At 65.7% G+C, this 15,628-nt stretch carries 21 protein-coding genes and 2 riboswitches; of the genes, 13 read left to right on the forward strand and 8 right to left on the reverse strand.

Annotated elements, in window-relative coordinates; genetic code table 11:
* Nucleotides 1-8: 8 nt before the first annotated feature.
* Genes ACQY4V_RS13905 through ACQY4V_RS13930 form a run of 6 tightly spaced genes read left to right on the forward strand, consistent with a single transcriptional unit; the run spans nucleotide 9 to nucleotide 4,528 of the window.
* Nucleotides 9-758 carry an ABC transporter substrate-binding protein gene (locus ACQY4V_RS13905; protein WP_428517249.1) on the forward strand — a complete coding sequence of 250 codons (750 nt, stop codon included), beginning with the start codon at nucleotides 9-11 and terminating at the stop codon, nucleotides 756-758.
* Nucleotides 755-1,738, forward strand: coding sequence for a FecCD family ABC transporter permease (locus ACQY4V_RS13910; RefSeq protein WP_428512609.1), 984 nt, complete (start codon nucleotides 755-757; stop codon nucleotides 1,736-1,738). Before ACQY4V_RS13905 ends, ACQY4V_RS13910 begins: the two co-directional genes overlap by 4 nt.
* Nucleotides 1,735-2,490: an ABC transporter ATP-binding protein gene (locus ACQY4V_RS13915; protein WP_428512611.1), complete on the forward strand. Its 756-nt coding sequence runs from the start codon at nucleotides 1,735-1,737 to the stop codon at nucleotides 2,488-2,490. The genes ACQY4V_RS13910 and ACQY4V_RS13915 overlap by 4 nt, the downstream gene beginning before the upstream one ends.
* Nucleotides 2,490-3,152 carry an adenosylcobinamide amidohydrolase gene (locus ACQY4V_RS13920; RefSeq protein WP_428512613.1) on the forward strand — a complete coding sequence of 221 codons (663 nt, stop codon included), beginning with the start codon at nucleotides 2,490-2,492 and terminating at the stop codon, nucleotides 3,150-3,152. Before ACQY4V_RS13915 ends, ACQY4V_RS13920 begins: the two co-directional genes overlap by 1 nt.
* Entirely contained in the window at nucleotides 3,139-4,140 is a 1,002-nt protein-coding gene (locus ACQY4V_RS13925; RefSeq protein ID WP_428512615.1) for a DUF6925 family protein, read from the forward strand. The genes ACQY4V_RS13920 and ACQY4V_RS13925 overlap by 14 nt, the downstream gene beginning before the upstream one ends.
* A gap of 49 nt (nucleotides 4,141-4,189) precedes the next feature.
* Complete coding sequence (locus tag ACQY4V_RS13930) at nucleotides 4,190-4,528, forward strand: DUF1636 family protein (RefSeq protein ID WP_428512617.1); 339 nt, start codon at nucleotides 4,190-4,192, stop codon at nucleotides 4,526-4,528.
* On the opposite strand, the gene ACQY4V_RS13935 is transcribed toward ACQY4V_RS13930, so the two are convergent.
* Nucleotides 4,518-4,844, reverse strand: a complete 327-nt coding sequence (locus ACQY4V_RS13935; protein ID WP_428512619.1) for a hypothetical protein — start codon at nucleotides 4,842-4,844, stop codon at nucleotides 4,518-4,520. The two genes, ACQY4V_RS13930 and ACQY4V_RS13935, sit on opposite strands and share 11 nt — an antisense overlap.
* 6 nt (nucleotides 4,845-4,850) lie before the next feature.
* Here ACQY4V_RS13935 and ACQY4V_RS13940 point away from each other — a divergent pair, with 6 nt between their 5' ends.
* Entirely contained in the window at nucleotides 4,851-5,039 is a 189-nt protein-coding gene (locus tag ACQY4V_RS13940) for a hypothetical protein (protein ID WP_428512621.1), read from the forward strand.
* Nucleotides 5,040-5,088: 49 nt separating this feature from the next.
* On the opposite strand, the gene ACQY4V_RS13945 is transcribed toward ACQY4V_RS13940, so the two are convergent.
* Nucleotides 5,089-5,790 (reverse strand): CbtA family protein, encoded by a 702-nt coding sequence (locus ACQY4V_RS13945; RefSeq protein ID WP_428512623.1) that lies wholly within the window; start codon nucleotides 5,788-5,790, stop codon nucleotides 5,089-5,091.
* 4 nt (nucleotides 5,791-5,794) lie between these two features.
* Nucleotides 5,795-5,971 carry a CbtB domain-containing protein gene (locus ACQY4V_RS13950; protein WP_152493708.1) on the reverse strand — a complete coding sequence of 59 codons (177 nt, stop codon included), beginning with the start codon at nucleotides 5,969-5,971 and terminating at the stop codon, nucleotides 5,795-5,797.
* Nucleotides 5,972-6,007: 36 nt separating this feature from the next.
* Nucleotides 6,008-6,213, reverse strand: a riboswitch (cobalamin riboswitch).
* Nucleotides 6,214-6,476: 263 nt separating this feature from the next.
* Here ACQY4V_RS13950 and bluB point away from each other — a divergent pair.
* Entirely contained in the window at nucleotides 6,477-7,151 is a 675-nt protein-coding gene (gene bluB, locus ACQY4V_RS13955) for a 5,6-dimethylbenzimidazole synthase (RefSeq protein ID WP_428512625.1), read from the forward strand.
* Between the two features lie 18 nt (nucleotides 7,152-7,169).
* Here the strand turns inward: bluB and ACQY4V_RS13960 are convergent, their stop codons facing one another.
* Genes ACQY4V_RS13960 through cobU form a run of 3 tightly spaced genes read right to left on the reverse strand, consistent with a single transcriptional unit; the run spans nucleotide 7,170 to nucleotide 9,422 of the window.
* On the reverse strand, nucleotides 7,170-7,895 hold the full coding sequence (locus ACQY4V_RS13960; RefSeq protein WP_428512627.1) for an adenosylcobinamide-GDP ribazoletransferase: 726 nt from the start codon (nucleotides 7,893-7,895) through the stop codon (nucleotides 7,170-7,172).
* Nucleotides 7,892-8,908, reverse strand: a complete 1,017-nt coding sequence (cobT, locus tag ACQY4V_RS13965; RefSeq protein WP_428512629.1) for a nicotinate-nucleotide--dimethylbenzimidazole phosphoribosyltransferase — start codon at nucleotides 8,906-8,908, stop codon at nucleotides 7,892-7,894. Before cobT ends, ACQY4V_RS13960 begins: the two co-directional genes overlap by 4 nt.
* Nucleotides 8,892-9,422 (reverse strand): bifunctional adenosylcobinamide kinase/adenosylcobinamide-phosphate guanylyltransferase, encoded by a 531-nt coding sequence (cobU, locus tag ACQY4V_RS13970; RefSeq protein ID WP_428512631.1) that lies wholly within the window; start codon nucleotides 9,420-9,422, stop codon nucleotides 8,892-8,894. Before cobU ends, cobT begins: the two co-directional genes overlap by 17 nt.
* A 53-nt stretch (nucleotides 9,423-9,475) precedes the next feature.
* Here cobU and ACQY4V_RS13975 point away from each other — a divergent pair, with 53 nt between their 5' ends.
* Genes ACQY4V_RS13975 through cbiB form a run of 3 tightly spaced genes read left to right on the forward strand, consistent with a single transcriptional unit; the run spans nucleotide 9,476 to nucleotide 11,396 of the window.
* The gene (locus ACQY4V_RS13975) at nucleotides 9,476-10,054 is read left to right on the forward strand and encodes a histidine phosphatase family protein (protein ID WP_428512633.1); all 579 of its coding nucleotides are present in this window, start codon (nucleotides 9,476-9,478) and stop codon (nucleotides 10,052-10,054) included.
* Complete coding sequence (locus ACQY4V_RS13980) at nucleotides 10,051-10,464, forward strand: hypothetical protein (RefSeq protein WP_428512635.1); 414 nt, start codon at nucleotides 10,051-10,053, stop codon at nucleotides 10,462-10,464. Before ACQY4V_RS13975 ends, ACQY4V_RS13980 begins: the two co-directional genes overlap by 4 nt.
* The gene (gene cbiB, locus ACQY4V_RS13985; RefSeq protein WP_428512637.1) at nucleotides 10,461-11,396 is read left to right on the forward strand and encodes an adenosylcobinamide-phosphate synthase CbiB; all 936 of its coding nucleotides are present in this window, start codon (nucleotides 10,461-10,463) and stop codon (nucleotides 11,394-11,396) included. The genes ACQY4V_RS13980 and cbiB overlap by 4 nt, the downstream gene beginning before the upstream one ends.
* A gap of 359 nt (nucleotides 11,397-11,755) precedes the next feature.
* Here the strand turns inward: cbiB and ACQY4V_RS13990 are convergent, their stop codons facing one another.
* Nucleotides 11,756-13,201 carry a cobyric acid synthase gene (locus tag ACQY4V_RS13990; RefSeq protein ID WP_428512639.1) on the reverse strand — a complete coding sequence of 482 codons (1,446 nt, stop codon included), beginning with the start codon at nucleotides 13,199-13,201 and terminating at the stop codon, nucleotides 11,756-11,758.
* Between the two features lie 64 nt (nucleotides 13,202-13,265).
* Nucleotides 13,266-13,889 carry a cob(I)yrinic acid a,c-diamide adenosyltransferase gene (gene cobO, locus ACQY4V_RS13995; RefSeq protein ID WP_428512641.1) on the reverse strand — a complete coding sequence of 208 codons (624 nt, stop codon included), beginning with the start codon at nucleotides 13,887-13,889 and terminating at the stop codon, nucleotides 13,266-13,268.
* Nucleotides 13,890-13,922: 33 nt separating this feature from the next.
* Nucleotides 13,923-14,122: riboswitch (cobalamin riboswitch) on the forward strand.
* A gap of 77 nt (nucleotides 14,123-14,199) precedes the next feature.
* On the opposite strand from cobO, the gene ACQY4V_RS14000 reads away from it, so the two are divergent.
* Nucleotides 14,200-14,577, forward strand: coding sequence for a DUF1636 family protein (locus ACQY4V_RS14000; protein ID WP_428512643.1), 378 nt, complete (start codon nucleotides 14,200-14,202; stop codon nucleotides 14,575-14,577).
* A complete protein-coding gene (gene cobW, locus ACQY4V_RS14005) occupies nucleotides 14,574-15,626 on the forward strand; it encodes a cobalamin biosynthesis protein CobW (RefSeq protein ID WP_428512645.1) in 1,053 nt (350 codons plus the stop codon). The genes ACQY4V_RS14000 and cobW overlap by 4 nt, the downstream gene beginning before the upstream one ends.
* The last annotated feature ends 2 nt before the right edge of the window (nucleotides 15,627-15,628 follow it).

Below are 15,628 nucleotides of genomic sequence, written 5' to 3' on the forward strand. Positions count from 1 at the left end.
TCGTGTCCATGAATCTTTGCACCGATCAGCTGGCTATGATGCTGGCAGAGCCCGGTCAGCTTCATTCGGTGACCTATATCGCGGCGGATCCCCGCTCCTCGGCCATGGCCGAAGAGGCCCGAGATCACGTCATCAATCACGGCCTCGCCGAAGAGGTCTATCTGATGCAACCTGACTTGGTGATCGCAGGCGCCTATTCGGCCCACGCCACCGTGGCGATGCTACGCCGGCTGGATATCCCGGTCGTCGTGTTCGATCCCGCCTCCTCGCTTGACGATGTGCGCGACCGCATCCTGCAGATGGGCGAGGTGCTGCACCGCGAGGATACGGCACAGGCCATGGTGTCGGATTTCGACACGCGTCTGGCCAACCTGCGGGCCGACGTGGCGCAGCGGCCCCGTGCCGTGCTTTACTACGCCAATGGCTACACGTCGGGGGAACAGACGCTGGCCGGCCAGATCCTGACCACGGCGGGTTTTGCGAACGCCGCGGCAGAGGCCGGGTACGGATCGGGCATGAAGATCCCGCTTGAGGTGCTGGCGGTGACCAACCACGATCTGGTGATCACCTCGCAGCCCTATCCCGGCGAATCCCGCGCCGAGGCGATAATGAACCATCCGGTCATCGAAGCGCTGCGCCGGACGGGTGAAAGGGCCAGCATCACCGACCGCGACTGGGTCTGCGGCACCCCCTACGTGCTCCGCGCCATAGAGGAGCTGGCCGCCGATCGCGAAGCTCTCTTCGGAGACCGGCCATGAGGGCACTGTCCCTGACGCTCCTGCTTGTGATCGTCGCGCTATTCACCGCGTCGCTCTTGATAGGCCCCGCGGGCATCGGCATCAGGCAAAGCCTGTCCGCGCTTTTCCTGGGCGATGGCGGCCCCCTGACGCTGGTGATGCGCGAGGTGCGCCTGCCTCGCGCCATCCTCGCCGTGCTCATCGGCGGCAGCCTCGGGCTGGCGGGGGCGGCGATGCAGGGCTACCTGCGCAATCCGCTGGCAGAGCCCGGCCTGATCGGCGTCTCCGGCTCTGCCGCGCTCGGGGCTGTCCTGGCGATCCATACCGGGCTCGCGGGGGCGTTCGCGCTCGGCCTTCCTCTGGCGGCGCTCGCGGGCGCCTTGCTGGGGGTGATCCTGGTCATGTCGCTGGCCGGCCCGCGCGGCACGTCCCTGACCCTGATCCTGGCCGGCATCGCGGTCTCTGCCCTGACCGGGGCGCTGACCTCGCTTGTGCTGAACCTCTCGCCCAATCCCTTCGCCGCGAATGAAATCGTCTTCTGGATGATGGGCTCGCTCACCGACCGCTCGATGACGCATGTGTGGCTCGCCCTGCCCTTCATGGCCGTGGGCTTTGCCCTGCTCGCCGGCCTGGGGCGAGGCCTCGACGCGATGACGCTGGGCGAGGATGCGGCGGCGGCCATGGGCATCCGCCTTGTCCGCCTGCGCCTGCTGCTGGTGCTCGGCACCGCCTGCGTCGTCGGCGCGGGCACGGCGGTCGCAGGAGCAATCGGCTTTGTCGGCCTCGTGGTCCCGCACCTTTTGCGCCCCCTTGTCGGGGCGCATCCCTCCCGTCTGCTCTGGGCCTCAGTGCTTGGCGGCGCGGCCATGGTTCTGGCCGCCGACATTGCCGTGCGGGTCATCCTGCCTGCCCGAGACCTCAAGCTCGGCGTGCTGACCGCGCTTGTCGGCGCGCCCTTGTTCCTGCATCTCATCCTGAAGCTGCGAAAGGAACGGATATGAGCCTTCTGTCCGTCAAGGACCTCACGGTCGCGTTGCGCAATCGCGATGTGCTGCGCGACGTCAGTTTCGAGATCGGGACAGGCGAGTTCGTCGGCCTCATCGGCCCCAACGGCGCGGGCAAGACGACACTAATGCGGGCCGCGCTCGGCCTGCTGCCCTTCACCGGCTCCAGCAACCTCGCCACCCTGTCGGAAAACGCCCGCGCCAGGCAAGCCGCCTGGATGCCCCAAGCACGCGAGATCGCCTGGCCGGTAACCGTGGAAACCGTGGTAATGCTGGGTCGCGTCCCCTACCTCAACTCTATCCAGAACCCGGCTGACCACGACCGCAAGGCCGTCGACGATGCACTCGACTGGATGGAGCTCACCGAATTTCGCCACCGCGATGCTACGCAGCTTTCGGGCGGCGAACAGGCCCGCGTGCTGATCGCCCGGGCGCTGGCGCAGGAAACCCCGCTGCTTGTCGCCGACGAGCCGATCGCCGGGCTCGATCCCGCCCACCAGATTTCCACCATGCAGACCTTCGCGGCGCTTGCACGGACCGGCAAATCCTCCCTGGTGTCGCTGCATGACCTCGGGCTTGCGGCTCGCCACTGCACGCGCCTGATCATGCTGGGCAACAAGGGGCTTGTTGCGGACGGCAAGCCCGCGGATGTCCTGACCGACCAACGCCTCGCCGAGATTTTCGGCGTGACGGCATGGTTTCAGGACACCGACAAGGGCCTCGTTTTCCAGCCGCTCGAGGTGCTGTGATGAATGGCCTCTCCCTCCACCGTCCCTGGCTGGACTTCGACCTGGGACAAGAAATGCACGTGCTCAGCTGGGCCGTGCACAGGCCCGGATTTGTGACGGCGAACCGTATCATCTGGCGCGAAGTACGAGATGCGGACCTCACCAAGGATCTCGACGCCCATGATTGGCTTCGCGCCGAGCTGGCCGCGCGAAACTCCGATGATGCCGTGGCTTTCCTGACCTCGCGTGATGTTCGCAGCTTTACCCACGCCGTCGCCACGGCCGGCGCGACAGAGGCGCAGGCCGTGGCAACTGTCGGCCTCAGCAATGCCGAGCGCGTAGGTCACAGAGCCGCTCCAGAAGGCGAACACTGGGGCACTATCAACATAGCGCTCCGTCTCAACCGCCGCCTTACCGACGTCGCGCTCATCGAGGCCATGAGCATCGCGGTTCAGGCGCGCACGGCTGCGGTGATGGACCTGGACTTGCCTCTCGCGCCAGGGCGCGCCACCGGGACCGGAACCGATTGCCTTGCCGTCGCGGCGCTGCCGGGGCAGGCGCGCTATGCCGGTCTGCATACCGACATCGGCGAAGCTACGGGCTGCGCCGTCTATTCCGCCGTTCTGGACGGCGCACGCCAATGGTTGGCCACAAGAGGAGAAATGTTCGATGCAACATCTTGAAGCCGTACTGAAGGACGGGCTGAACGATCCGAATGCGGGGTGGAACATGGGCTCTTTCGGCGCGATTGCAGAATTTCACCACGTGGCGGGCGATCCCACACCTATCGAAACATCGGTATTGCAGCAGGTCACGTCGCGCGGCGGCATCCGTATCGACACGCTGGAGGACGTCCGGCCTGTCGCCTACGAAACGCTCAGCCCCAAATCCCACCGCTGGACGCAGGCGGTCTCGCTCTGCCTGCCCGAAGACACCGCTTCGATGAACAGGCGGGAGGTTCTGACCGAACTCGGCCCCGACACCGATGCAATCCGCAAGGAAGACCGAGAGGCGGTCATCTTCGACATGGGCCTCGCCCAGGCGCAGGTCGATTTCTGCATCCGCACCGCCGATCCCGTGTTGCTGGAAACTCTCCGCGCGAACGCCGGTCGCTCGCTTTTCGAACAGGACAACCCGGCAATGGGTGCGATCCTTAAGGCGCATCCGCATCGCGTCGCCCTGACCCGCATTGGCCGGGTCGAAGTCTACCAGATGATCGGCGGACCGGACACAGGCGGCACCTCGCCCGAGGGGCCGCACACCCATGTGCTGCCCAAGTTGTTGCGTGCCAACCGGACGCATTCGGCCAACACGCCAATTCCCGATGGCTGGGTGCCCTGCTGCGGCTTTCACCCGAACAGTCCCGTCATGGGACGCCTCGGCGAGGACCAGGACTTTGACGAAACGGCATTCGCGACGTTCCAGGCGCTGCTGTCCGATTGGGGCCCCCAGGACTATGTCGATCAGAAACAGCGCGTGTGGAACGCGCTCCGCGAAGCACGTGACCCCGAAACCTGGGTCGAGCCCGACACCCGCGTGGCCCGTGCCGGTCTGCGCAACGCCATCCGCCAATGGCGGCGCCAGCACGGCGACAGCCCTCTGCTGAACGCCTGGGCGGTTGCGTTCGACCGCGGCGATGCGGATGCCGACCCGGAAAATCCGGGACACTGAAGGCTGGGGACTGTATGCCTCGAAGCCTGTAAGCAATGTGAGAGACCGAATGCTCCCCGCCGCCACCGTCCATTTCTGTCAGAACTGCGGCCCCTCGGACCTTGCGACGCTGCACGAGGAACTGGCGGCCTCAGGCCTGTCAGACGCGGTGAGTATCGTCGAACGCGGGTGCATGAACGGCTGCGCCAGCCCGGTTTCGATGGCCATGCAGGGCCCGGGCCGGGCCACCTATTTCTTCAACGGGGTCGACCCGGCGGCGGATGCAGAAGATATCGCTGCGACTCTGCGCGCCTACCTCGCCGCGCCGGACGGCTGGATCGAGAACGCACAGCCCTGCGGCCGGCTTCGGTTCTGTCTGGTGGGGCGTGTCCCGGCGCTCAGTTGTTAAGCGTGACGGTCTGCGCAACCGGCGTATCGTCCACGGCTAGCGGGCGGTGATCGTTGCTGTTCAACGCCACCTCCAGCTCCACCTCGCCTTCCGGCAGGCTGTCCAGGTGCATCCAGGGGCCATAGACCCGGGCCAGCTTGATGCCGTTGGCGTAGACATGGGCATGTCCCTCGCCCGGGACATGGTCACCGCTGGCATTCTCCGGCGAGAACCGGAAGTTCTCGGTCATGATGTGCAGGTTCCATCCGGCGGACGGATCGGGCGTGACCTCAATCTTCAGCTTTGGCGCATCGGCGCCCGCCGGAACCGACAACATGTCACCGTGATCGTGCATGGTCGCCCCGGCGTGCTGCTCATGACCGCCATGATGGGCCGGATCACCATGATCATGCCCGTCAAAGGTGACACCGTTCGCCGCAGCCACCGTAAACCCAAGTCCCCCGCCGAAAACGAGCCCGATAAGAAGCATTGGAATGGAACGATCCATGAGCGTGTCCGACCTCAGGCTTGAAAAGAAAGCGGGCGCGCAAGGCACGCGCCCGGAATAGGATGTGCCGGTATCAGGCGGTCTGAGCCTGGCCGGCCGCTTCGCTTTCGCGCGACCAGAAGAAACCCGCGAAGGCCCCCAGCATGACCCAGGCCGCCAATCCGATCCCAAGTGCGCGCGATGCGAACAAAGCGCCGATCTCGGTCGGCACGGGTCCGGTAAAGACCTCGGGTTCGGGCGCACCGATGACATGCGGCGCCAGCAACAGCACCACGGCGGCGCCCCATCCGGCCCAGTTGCGGCCGAAGGCGATAAGCCACATGGCGATGGCCGCCGCCAGCACCGTTGCGAACCACCACACCTGGCGCTCGTAGACATCGGCCGCAGCCACGCCCGGAACTTCCGGCGCGAGGGTAAAGCCCGGAGCCAGATGCACCGCGACAAATCCGGCAACGCCCCAGATCAGGCCCCTACGCGCGTTTATCGCCGCACCACGGGTCTCGGCCAGCGACATCAGCGCCACCAGAATCATCGCGTAACCGGAATAGATCAGCATCGTGAAGATGATGCTCAGCCCGTCACGCACGGCATCGAAGCCAGGCAGCTCCGGCGTGGCCGAAACAGTCGAGTCGGTCCCGAAATGCACAAGCTCGCCGCCTTCATAAAGCTCTGCGTGAAGCAGGACCGGCTGCACGAAAAAAAGCTGCAACAGGGCGATAATCAACCCTGCGGCAGCGCCAGCGAACAGAGCGCTGGTCAGCAGACGCGTAAACATCGGTTCAGTGGCAGGGGAAGCCGGTGGCGTGACGCACGTCATGCGCCGCGTCGTGAAGCGTCCCGGCCTGAACGTGGCCTGCCACGAAGATCACGCCAAGACCCAGCGCGGCGATCGCGAATACCGACACCAGCGCGGAGGCCGATGCGGTCTGTGTGGCCGTTGCAGTCTTTACAGTCATAGTCCTACCTCTTTGCCTTCACACCCGAAGGCCTTGTGGTTTCAGTCGCGATCAGCAGGTCTCCTGGCTTGCGGGTCTTCATCGTCTGGCTGGCCTTCCCGGATTGCTCCAGTGACGTATTCAGCCTGATTCGCCGCCTACAGTTGCGGGGACAGCCACGGAATTGCCAAGTGTTTTCAGGCGCACCGCGTTCCCTGTTCTCCATCCCGTGCGGAAATGGAACCGATCATCCTCGTTAGTCTAGCAAGCATTGCCACCTGTCAACAATACAACGCATTGCGACAGGCGAATCTCGAACCCAGCGACCGAACCGCAAGGCGAGAGTTCCCGCCCGGCTCAGGCACGCAATCTGAGTCATGCTTGCAAAGTCCTGCCCCGTTCTGACATAGACATGACACTCGCCGCGCCGGACCTAAAAGCGATGACGCTTGCCGACGCGTTCCACTGGATATCACCCTCTGACAGGGTCGCCCGAAACTCGCCGCATCTATCGCAAAGGCCCCTCATGGCGGATCAACCCAGGCCAAGTCCGGCACGCGTCTTTTCCTCGCACGAAAGGCAATGCCTCTATGATATCATCGAGGCGCGCCGCGACGTTCGGAACGAGTTTCTGCCCGACCCGATCGAGGATGACGCGCTGCGCCGAATCCTCGAAGCGGCCCATGCCGCGCCCTCCGTCGGCTTCATGCAGCCGTGGAACTTCATTCTGTTGCGTGACGCCGAACTCAGAACCCAGGTGCACAGCATTTTCAGCCGCGCCAACGAAGAAGCCGCTGCCATGTTCCCCGATGAACGTCAGTCCGCCTACAGGTCGCTGAAGCTCGAAGGGATCACCAAGGCACCGCTCAATATCGTAGTCACCTGCGACCGCACCCGCGGCGGCAAGGTGGTTTTGGGCCGCACGCACAATCGTGACATGGATCTTTATTCAACCGTCTGCGCAGTGCAGAACCTCTGGCTCGCGGCCCGCGCCGAGGGGATCGGCGTGGGATGGGTCAGCATTTTCGACCACCGCGAGATCGCCACTCTGCTCGGCATCCCCGAACATGTCGAGCTGGTGGCCTACCTTTGCGTCGGATATGTCGATCAGCTTTACGAACAGCCCGAACTGGCCGCCAAGGGGTGGCGGCAGCGGATATCGCTCGATGACCTTATCATGCACGAGGGTTGGCAGGGTTAACGCGGCATCCCAAGGACCTCAAAGGCAGGCCAGCGCGACCCAGATGGCGGTCTCCGAGACCAGTTGCACAGCCCCCAGAACGTCGCCGGTTTGCCCGCCGATCTTGCGCCACGCCAGCCAGCCGATGGCAAAAGTCACCAGCGCGCAGGCCAACAGCGCCCAGGGCGAAAACACCAGCGCCACGACCGCCGCAGCCACGAGGACGCCGCGCGCGGCCTTGCTGCGCCCCGCCGCGCTACGCCCCAAGCCGTCCGCGCGGGCTGGGACCAAGCTCTCTTGCACCGCAACCATGGCTGCGCGGCTCAGCATTGCTGCGCCGACGAACGCCCAAAAGCCGGGGTCGGCTTCGGCCACGGACACCGCCCACAGGGCCGCCACCACCCCCACCGCAACCACGCCATAGCTGCCGATGCGGCTGTCGTGCATGATTTCCAAAGCGTGCGCCTTGTCGCGCCCGCCGCCATGCCCGTCGGCAAAATCCGCCAGCCCGTCGAAATGCAGCGCCCCGGTCACAAGCGCCAGTCCTCCCAGCGCCAGAAGGGCCGAAATCTGGTCGGACGCGCCGACCGCCTCCGCCAGGCTGAAAACCAGCCACGTCAACGCGCCGACAAGGGCTCCCACCGGGACAAAGGCCCACCGAGCGGCCAACATCGTCGGCGGATCGTCCCCGATCCGCCCCGCCGGCAGCCGGGTCAGCAGCATCACCGCCAGTTGAAGCTCGGCAACACGCGCACGCAGGTTCATTGACCGGACACCCCGGCCTCGGAAAAGGTCGCCATCCCGTTGTGACAGGCCAGCGCCGCACGCAACACGCCCAGCGCTATCGCCGCGCCCGAGCCTTCGCCCAGCGCCATGTCCAGCGACAGGATCGGCCGCATCCCCAGTTCCGACAAAAGCCGAGCATGGCCCGGCTCACGGCTGACATGCCCAACCAGGCAATGGTCCAGGAACCGCCGGTCGGCAGCAAAAAGCGGCGCTGTCGCCGCCGTGCAGATGAACCCGTCAAGGATGACCGGAATGCGCCGCGCCCGCGCTTCCAGCACGGCGCCGCAGATCGCCGCCTGCTCCCGCCCGCCGAGACGGGCAAGGATTTCAAGACCTCTGGCGTCTGAGTGACACGCGCAGGCGCGTGTCACCACGTCGATCTTGCGCGCCACCCCTGCGTCATCCGACCCCGTCCCCTTGCCGACCCAAAGCGCCGCATCTCCGCCAAAGGCGCCCTTGGCCATCGCGGCGGCAATGGTCGAGTTTCCGATACCCATCTCGCCCAGAATCAGCACGCTGGCGCCCGGATCGACGGCCGCCGCCCCGCGACGCAGGGCGTCCAACGTCTCCGCCTCCGACATGGCCGGCCCGGCGGTGATATCCCCGGTCGGCCGGTCCAGCTCCAGCGCAATCACCGACAGATCGGCCCCGTTCGCGCGACACAGCTGGTTGATCGCCGCGCCGCCGTTCTCGAAATTCGCCACCATCTGCGCCGTCACATCCTGCGGGAAAGGGTTGACCCCCTGCGCGCAAACCCCGTGATTGCCTGCAAAGACCAGGGCCTGCGCCCCGGCAATGTCTGGCCGGTCCGTGCCTTGCCAGCCTGCCATGAAAATCGCCAGTTCCTCCAGCCGCCCCAAGGCGCCGGGCGGCTTGGTCAGGTTGTTCTGGCGCGCCAGCGCCGCCTTTGCCGCCTCGGCGTCGGCTACGGGCAGGGAACCGGCAAGGCCCGCGATCTGCTCAAGCGACGAGAGGTCAGAAAGAATGGTCATTCGGCTTTACCTTCATCGGACACCCCGCCACGGTCAGCCATACCTCGTCACAGGCCAGCGCCACGGATTGGTTCACATGACCCGCGGCATCGCGGAACAGCCGGGCCAGCTTGTTCTCGGGCACGATCCCCTGCCCCACCTCGTTGGTCACAAGGATCACCGGCGCGGTCTGGAGTGCCAGCGTTTCGACCAACCTGTCGGCTTCGGCCTGCCAGGCGCTGTCTTCCAGGATAAGGTTCGTCAACCACAGCGTCAGGCAATCGACCAGCCGCGGCACGCTGCCGTCGGTGTCCTGCAACGCACCGGCCAGATCGGTCGGTGCATGAACGTCATCCCACGCCGCACCGCGCCGCGCCTTGTGTTTCGCCACGCGCTCGGCCATCTCGTCGTCGCCGTCGTGCAGACGCGCCGTCGCGATATAGATCGCCCGGCCGGCAAGCTGCAAAGCCATCCGCTCGGCCAGTGCCGACTTGCCGGACCGCGCGCCCCCGGTGATGAGTATCGACTTTTTCATTGCAGCGTGGGAAAGCACTTTTCGAGAAAAAAAGAAAGCTGAAAGGCGACGTCTTGGAACCCGTTGCGCCCCCCCGGCCAGAGCTTGTCCTGATCCGTCACGCCCCTGTGGCCGATCCGGGGCGCCTTTATGGCCGCACCGACGTCGCGGCCGCCCTCGACGACACCGCGGTCGCGCAACTCAAAGATCAGCTGACGTCCATCGCGCGGGTCATCAGCAGTCCGGCACGACGCTGCCGCCAGACCGCCGAAGCGCTCTTCGGACCCTGCGAGCAGGACGCACGCCTATGGGAGCAGGACTTTGGCGCGCATGACGGCATGGCGTTTGACGCGCTGCCCGACATCGGCGTTCTGGACAGCGCAGCCCTGGCCGCGCATCGATCGCCCGGCGGCGAGAGTTTCGACGACCTCTGCGCGCGCGTGACCCCCGCCCTGATCGAGCATGGGCGCCATGCCGCGGCGCACGGCCCGGTGGCGCTGGTCGTCCATGCGGGCGTGATCCGCGCCGCGCTCGGCTTCGTGACCGGACACGGACCTGGCGGACTGGCGTTCGAGGTGGCGCACCTGTCGGTAACGCGCCTTCGCTGCGGCCCCGACGGCCCGCTCTCGGTGATCGAGGTCAACCGCACATGAACCAGGTCACGGTATGCGGCCAGTTAGGGGAACGGATCCAAGGGCGGTACGGTCCTTCGGGGCAGGTGACCCTGATCACCCCGGCCTGTTCGCCATTGCGTGTCGCAGCCCCGTCCGAGGAGGCCTTGCTCTCCACCGATGACTGGGCAGCAGCGACCGAGGCAGGCGACCTGTCCTGCGTAGACGCCTTCGCCTCGGATTCGGCACGTCGCCGCACAGCGCGTCCGGGTCCTTGCGATCCCATGGCCGATCTCGCAAGGGATCTCGGTGCTTCGGATATGGTGCGCGCGCATACCCGTGCCGCCCGCAGGCTGACCTTTGCGCCGGGGACCAACCCGCAATACGGCCCATCCGCCCTGCAAGAAGCGCGGCACAAAACCATCCTCAGCTTCGAGACAGGCCGCGCATGAGTTTCGCCCTGATTATGCTGGGCGCCCTGGCCCTCGATCTCGTCTTCGGCTGGCCCGACCGGCTCTACGCCCGAATCGGCCACCCCGTTACCTGGCTTGGCCGGGCCATCACAATGGCCGAGCGCCGGCTGAATCGCGGGTCCCGCCGCCGGCGACTGTTGGCCGGGGGCGTGACAGTCCTTGGGATGACCCTGCTCGCCGGCCTGCCCGCCCTGATCGTTCAGGCTATCCTGCCCCACGGGTGGGTCGGTGCGATGATTGGCGCCGTACTGGCCTGGCCGCTCATTGCCATGCGCTCCATGCATACGCATGTCGCCGCCGTCGCGCACCCGCTGGCCGCCGGAAACATGCCCGCCGCGCGCCACGCCGTCAGCATGATCGTCGGGCGCGACCCGACCAAGCTCGATACGCCGGCCATCGCCAGGTCTGCCACCGAGAGCCTTGCCGAGAATACCTCCGACGGAATCGTCGCCCCGATCTTCTGGGGCGTGATCCTCGGCCTGCCTGGCATCGCAGTCTACAAGGCCATCAACACGATGGATTCCATGATCGGCCACCGCACCGACCGGTTCGAGGCGTTCGGCAAACCTGCCGCCCGGCTGGATGATCTCGTGAACTGGCTTCCCGCCCGGCTGACCGGTCTCATCTTCGCACTGGCCTCCGGCGCATTCTTTCATGCGATTCACGTGATGCGGCGGGACGCGTCCGGGCACCGGTCTCCGAATGCGGGCTGGCCCGAGGCCGCGATGGCCGGTGCCTTGAATATCCGGCTGTCCGGTCCACGCATCTATGACGGTCATCCCACAGACGAGCCCTGGTTGAACGGCGCCGCCCCCGATCCGACCCCCGAAGATCTGGCGCGCGCCTTGGTGCTCTACCGGCGCGCGATGGCACTTTGCGCCCTTGCGCTGGTCGGTCTTGCACTGCTCTAAGGCTATCAGGACGGATATTCGGGATCACAACGGCAACGTTGATACTGCCGTTGCCAGGCTGGGCGGAACCCCCGCCGACTGGCTCGATCTGTCGACCGGCATCAATCCCGAACTCTACCCGGTTCCGCGCTAATCTGACGAAGCCCGGGCAGCGCTGTCGCGCAAATCCGACCTGGCGCAGTTGTGCAATGCAGCGGCCTGCGCCTATGGAACGTCCCTTCGCGTGATCCCGATGAATGGTGCGAAAGGCGCGGTCCAGCTGGTGCCATGGCTGGCCAAATCGGGCCGCGCAAACGTTATGGCCTGCCGTGGCAAACTCGCAGGCCGCAGCTGGACAAGGCGACCCGCGCCGCCTGACCTCATCTGGCCAGCGCCAAGAGGCCCTCGACATCCAGATGCGCCTCAAGATGCGTTGCCAGTGCATCCAGCGTGCGTTCAACCATCGCCTCGTACCCCAGGTCCGACGCGTCGGCGCCGTTCGATCCAAGCCAGGCTGCACGGAACCTGTCATCGGCGAACATGCCGTGCAGATAGCTGCCCGCCACGCGACCATCGGCAGATACCGCTCCCTCGTCCACGCCACCCACCCTGGCGAACGGTCGCGCGCGGTCCGGCCCATCGCTGCGACCGATGTGAATCTCGTATCCGGCAAACGGCAGGTCCAATCCCACGTGTTGCGCGTCGACCTGGGCCAGGCTCTTGTCGCCGCCCATGACCGTCTCAATATCCAGCAGACCAATCCCCGGCGTATCCCCCGGCGGCCCCTCGATCCCCGCCGGGTCCGAGACAATGCGCCCTAGCATCTGGTAGCCGCCGCAGATGCCCAGAACCCTGCCGCCGCGCCGGTGATGTGCCAGAACGTCGATGTCCCATCCCTGCCGGCGCAGAAAATCCAGGTCTCCCCGAGTCGATTTCGAACCGGGAATGATGACCAGGTCCGCGTCGCACGGCAACACCTGCCCCGGTTGCAGCATCGTGACGCGCACGCCCGGCTCCTGCGTCAGCGGGTCAAGATCGTCGAAATTCGCGATCCGCGACAATTGCAGGCACACGACATGAAACGCGCCCCGAACCGGGCTGTCTGCAATATCCAGCGCGTCCTCCGCCGGCAGCCGCCACGCCTCGGGAAACCACGGTGCCACGCCATAGCCGCGCCAGCCGGTGCGCGCCTCGATCTCCCGGTAGCCATCCTCGAACAGCGCCGGATCACCGCGGAACTTGTTGATCAGAAAGCCCCCGATGCGCGCCGCATCCGCCTTTGGCAGGACCGCCTGCGTGCCTATGATCTGCGCGATGACGCCGCCGCGATCGATATCGCCACAAAGGACCACGGGCACGTCCGCCGCCTCGGCAAAGCCCATATTCGCGATGTCACCCTTGCGCAGGTTGATCTCGGCGGGCGAGCCTGCGCCTTCGACGATCACAAGGTCATGCCGGGCGCGCAAACGGGCGAAACTGTCCTGCACCGCCGCCATCAGCGTGGGCTTCAGGCTGGAGTACTCCAGCGCCTTCGCCGTGGTCAGGCGTTTACCCTGCACGATCACCTGGGCCCCGACATCCGTTTCCGGCTTCAGCAGGACCGGGTTCATGTCGGTGTGAAAATCCACCCCGCAGGCCATCGCCTGCAACGCCTGCGCACGGCCGATCTCGCCACCGTCCGCCGTAACCGCGGCATTGTTCGACATGTTCTGCGGCTTGAACGGTGCCACGTTCAAACCGCGCTGCCGCGCCGCCCGGCACAGGCCCGCCACCAGCATCGACTTGCCGACATTGGACCCGGTCCCCTGGATCATTATCGCGGGCATGGCCCGCCCTTTTCATGCGTTACTGCCGTCGGGACACTTCCGCCGGCGACCAGCACAGGACACATCAGAACTCCACGCCTTTCTGAGCCTTGATCCCGTCCCGGAACGGATGCTTGACCAGGCTCATCTCGGTCACCAGGTCGGCGGCTTCGATCAGTTCGGGCTTGGCATTGCGCCCCGTCAGGCAGACATGCGTCATCGCCGGTTTCTCGTGCAGCAAAAAGTCCACGACCTCGTCGATGTCGATATAGTCATAGCGCAGCGCAATGTTGATCTCGTCCAGCAGCACGAACTTCATCTCGGGGTCGCGAATCTGCTCCTTGGCGATGGTCCATCCGTTCTGCGCGGCGGCGATATCGCGTTCCCGGTCCTGCGTCTCCCAGGTGAACCCCTCGCCCGAGATGAAGAACCGGCACTCGTCCGCGAACCGGTTGCGCAGCATCTCGGCCTCTCCTGTCACCCAGTTGCCCTTGATGAACTGCACCACCGCGCAGGGCATCCCATGCGCGATACAGCGCAGAATCATCCCGAACCCCGAGGATGATTTGCCCTTCCCCGGACCGGTATGGACCATGATCAGGCCTTTCTCCTCGGTCTTGTCCTGCATCATACGGTCGCGCGCGGCCTTGATCTTCTTCATCTTCTCGTTGTGGCGTGCGGTCTTTTCCGCTTCGGACAGGTCGGACATGTGACGTCTCCTTGACACAAGGTGGGTTTTCGCAGCATGTCGCACCGTGTTGGTGCCTGTGTAAACAGGTGAAAAGGGAATGTGCAGCGCATCGCGCCAGGCACAGCCGCCCCCGCGACCGTGAACCGGGAAGGTTTCCACCGCCACTGGCGCAATGCCGGGAAGGCCGGAAACCGTGGGCCGAAAGGCCCGAAACCGCAAGCCGGGAGACCTGCCAACAAGAAGGAACAGACGGACCGGACGGGGTGTGCCGGGCTCGGATGGGTGGCCACCCGCCACTCCCGCGCGCACCCCCGACACTGGAGGATACATGAGCACGCCCATAGAGCTGCTGATCTGCATCAAGTGCCGCAAGGGGCAGGAGATCCCCGAGGACGAGCGCCGCCCCGGCCAGCGCCTCTATGAGGAAGTCACGGCGCGTGCGCTGCCCGACGGCGTCACCGTGACACCCGTCGAATGCCTGCAGAACTGTGAGGCGGGCTGCACCGCCGCCATGCGCGGCGGCGAACGCTGGACGTATCTGTACGGAAATCTCGACGAAACGTCGCATCCCGACATGCTGCTGCAAGGCGCGGTCCTCTATCAACAGACCGAGGACGGGCTGATCCCGTGGCGCCAGCGCCCCGAACACTTCAAGCGCAACTGCGTTGCGCGCATCCCACCCCTGACTGCAAAGGCTGACCAATGACCGATCTCGCAAAACTTCCCGTCACCGTCATCACGGGCTTTCTGGGCTCCGGCAAGACGACGCTGGTGCGCCACCTGATGCAGAACCCCGGCGGCCGCCGCCTGGCCGTGGTGGTCAACGAATTCGGCGATGTCGGCGTCGACGGCGACATCCTGAAAAGCTGCGCCATCCCCGATTGCCCGGCGGAAAACATCATGGAGCTGGCCAATGGATGCATCTGCTGCACCGTGGCCGACGATTTCATCCCGACAATCGAGGCGCTGATGGCGCTCGATCCGCGCCCCGATCACATCCTGATCGAAACCAGCGGCCTGGCCCTGCCCAAGCCTCTGCTCAAGGCGTTCGACTGGCCCGATATCCGCTCGAAGATCACCGTCGACGGCGTCATTGCCCTCGCCGATGCCGAGGCCGTCGCCGCAGGCCGCTTTGCGCCCGACGTGGCCAGGGTCGACGCCCAGCGCCTGGCCGATGACAGCATCGACCACGAAACCCCGCTCTCGGAAGTGTTCGAGGACCAGATCTCCTGCGCCGACATCATCCTGCTGACCAAGCCCGACCTTGCCGGCCCCGACGGCGTGGCGCGGGCGAAAGAGGTGATCGCCGCCGAAGCCCCCCGCCCCCTCCCCGTGGTCGAGGTGGCCGAGGGCGTCGTCGATCCCCGCGTGATCCTCGGCCTGGAAGCCGCCGCCGAGGACGACATGGACGCACGGCCCAGCCATCACGACGACCACGACGATCACGAGCATGACGATTTCGAATCCGTCGTCATCGACCTCCCGGAACTCGCCGACCCAGCCGATCTGGTCAGCCGCATCGAGGATCTGGCCAACAGCCAGAACATCCTGCGCGTCAAGGGCTACGCCAGCGTCGCCGGCAAACCGATGCGCCTTTTGGTTCAGGCAGTGGGCGCGCGCGTGCGCCATCAATACGACCGCCCGTGGAAACCGGACGAGGCCCGCCGCGGGCGCCTCGTGGTCATCGCCGAGCATGACGACGTGAATGTCGACGCGATCCGCGCCGTGCTGGCTCCGGCCGAGGCCGCCGAGTAACC

This window comes from Roseovarius sp. (assembly GCF_965277045.1).
GTDB lineage: Bacteria > Pseudomonadota > Alphaproteobacteria > Rhodobacterales > Rhodobacteraceae > Roseovarius.

Excerpts from the sequence above, each read along its gene's own strand:
- ACQY4V_RS13905 (WP_428517249.1), top strand. The coding sequence starts at position 9 with ATGAATCTTTGCACCGATCAGCTGGCTATGATGCTGGCAGAGCCCGGT.
- ACQY4V_RS13910 (WP_428512609.1), top strand. The coding sequence starts at position 755 with ATGAGGGCACTGTCCCTGACGCTCCTGCTTGTGATCGTCGCGCTATTC.
- ACQY4V_RS13915 (WP_428512611.1), top strand. The coding sequence starts at position 1,735 with ATGAGCCTTCTGTCCGTCAAGGACCTCACGGTCGCGTTGCGCAATCGC.
- ACQY4V_RS13920 (WP_428512613.1), top strand. The coding sequence starts at position 2,490 with ATGAATGGCCTCTCCCTCCACCGTCCCTGGCTGGACTTCGACCTGGGA.
- ACQY4V_RS13925 (WP_428512615.1), top strand. The coding sequence starts at position 3,139 with ATGCAACATCTTGAAGCCGTACTGAAGGACGGGCTGAACGATCCGAAT.
- ACQY4V_RS13930 (WP_428512617.1), top strand. The coding sequence starts at position 4,190 with ATGCTCCCCGCCGCCACCGTCCATTTCTGTCAGAACTGCGGCCCCTCG.
- ACQY4V_RS13935 (WP_428512619.1), bottom strand. The coding sequence starts at position 4,844 with ATGTTGTCGGTTCCGGCGGGCGCCGATGCGCCAAAGCTGAAGATTGAG.
- ACQY4V_RS13945 (WP_428512623.1), bottom strand. The coding sequence starts at position 5,790 with ATGTTTACGCGTCTGCTGACCAGCGCTCTGTTCGCTGGCGCTGCCGCA.
- ACQY4V_RS13950 (WP_152493708.1), bottom strand. The coding sequence starts at position 5,971 with ATGACTGTAAAGACTGCAACGGCCACACAGACCGCATCGGCCTCCGCG.
- bluB (WP_428512625.1), top strand. The coding sequence starts at position 6,477 with ATGGCGGATCAACCCAGGCCAAGTCCGGCACGCGTCTTTTCCTCGCAC.
- ACQY4V_RS13960 (WP_428512627.1), bottom strand. The coding sequence starts at position 7,895 with ATGAACCTGCGTGCGCGTGTTGCCGAGCTTCAACTGGCGGTGATGCTG.
- cobT (WP_428512629.1), bottom strand. The coding sequence starts at position 8,908 with ATGACCATTCTTTCTGACCTCTCGTCGCTTGAGCAGATCGCGGGCCTT.
- cobU (WP_428512631.1), bottom strand. The coding sequence starts at position 9,422 with ATGAAAAAGTCGATACTCATCACCGGGGGCGCGCGGTCCGGCAAGTCG.
- ACQY4V_RS13980 (WP_428512635.1), top strand. The coding sequence starts at position 10,051 with ATGAACCAGGTCACGGTATGCGGCCAGTTAGGGGAACGGATCCAAGGG.
- cbiB (WP_428512637.1), top strand. The coding sequence starts at position 10,461 with ATGAGTTTCGCCCTGATTATGCTGGGCGCCCTGGCCCTCGATCTCGTC.
- ACQY4V_RS13990 (WP_428512639.1), bottom strand. The coding sequence starts at position 13,201 with ATGCCCGCGATAATGATCCAGGGGACCGGGTCCAATGTCGGCAAGTCG.
- cobO (WP_428512641.1), bottom strand. The coding sequence starts at position 13,889 with ATGTCCGACCTGTCCGAAGCGGAAAAGACCGCACGCCACAACGAGAAG.
- ACQY4V_RS14000 (WP_428512643.1), top strand. The coding sequence starts at position 14,200 with ATGAGCACGCCCATAGAGCTGCTGATCTGCATCAAGTGCCGCAAGGGG.
- cobW (WP_428512645.1), top strand. The coding sequence starts at position 14,574 with ATGACCGATCTCGCAAAACTTCCCGTCACCGTCATCACGGGCTTTCTG.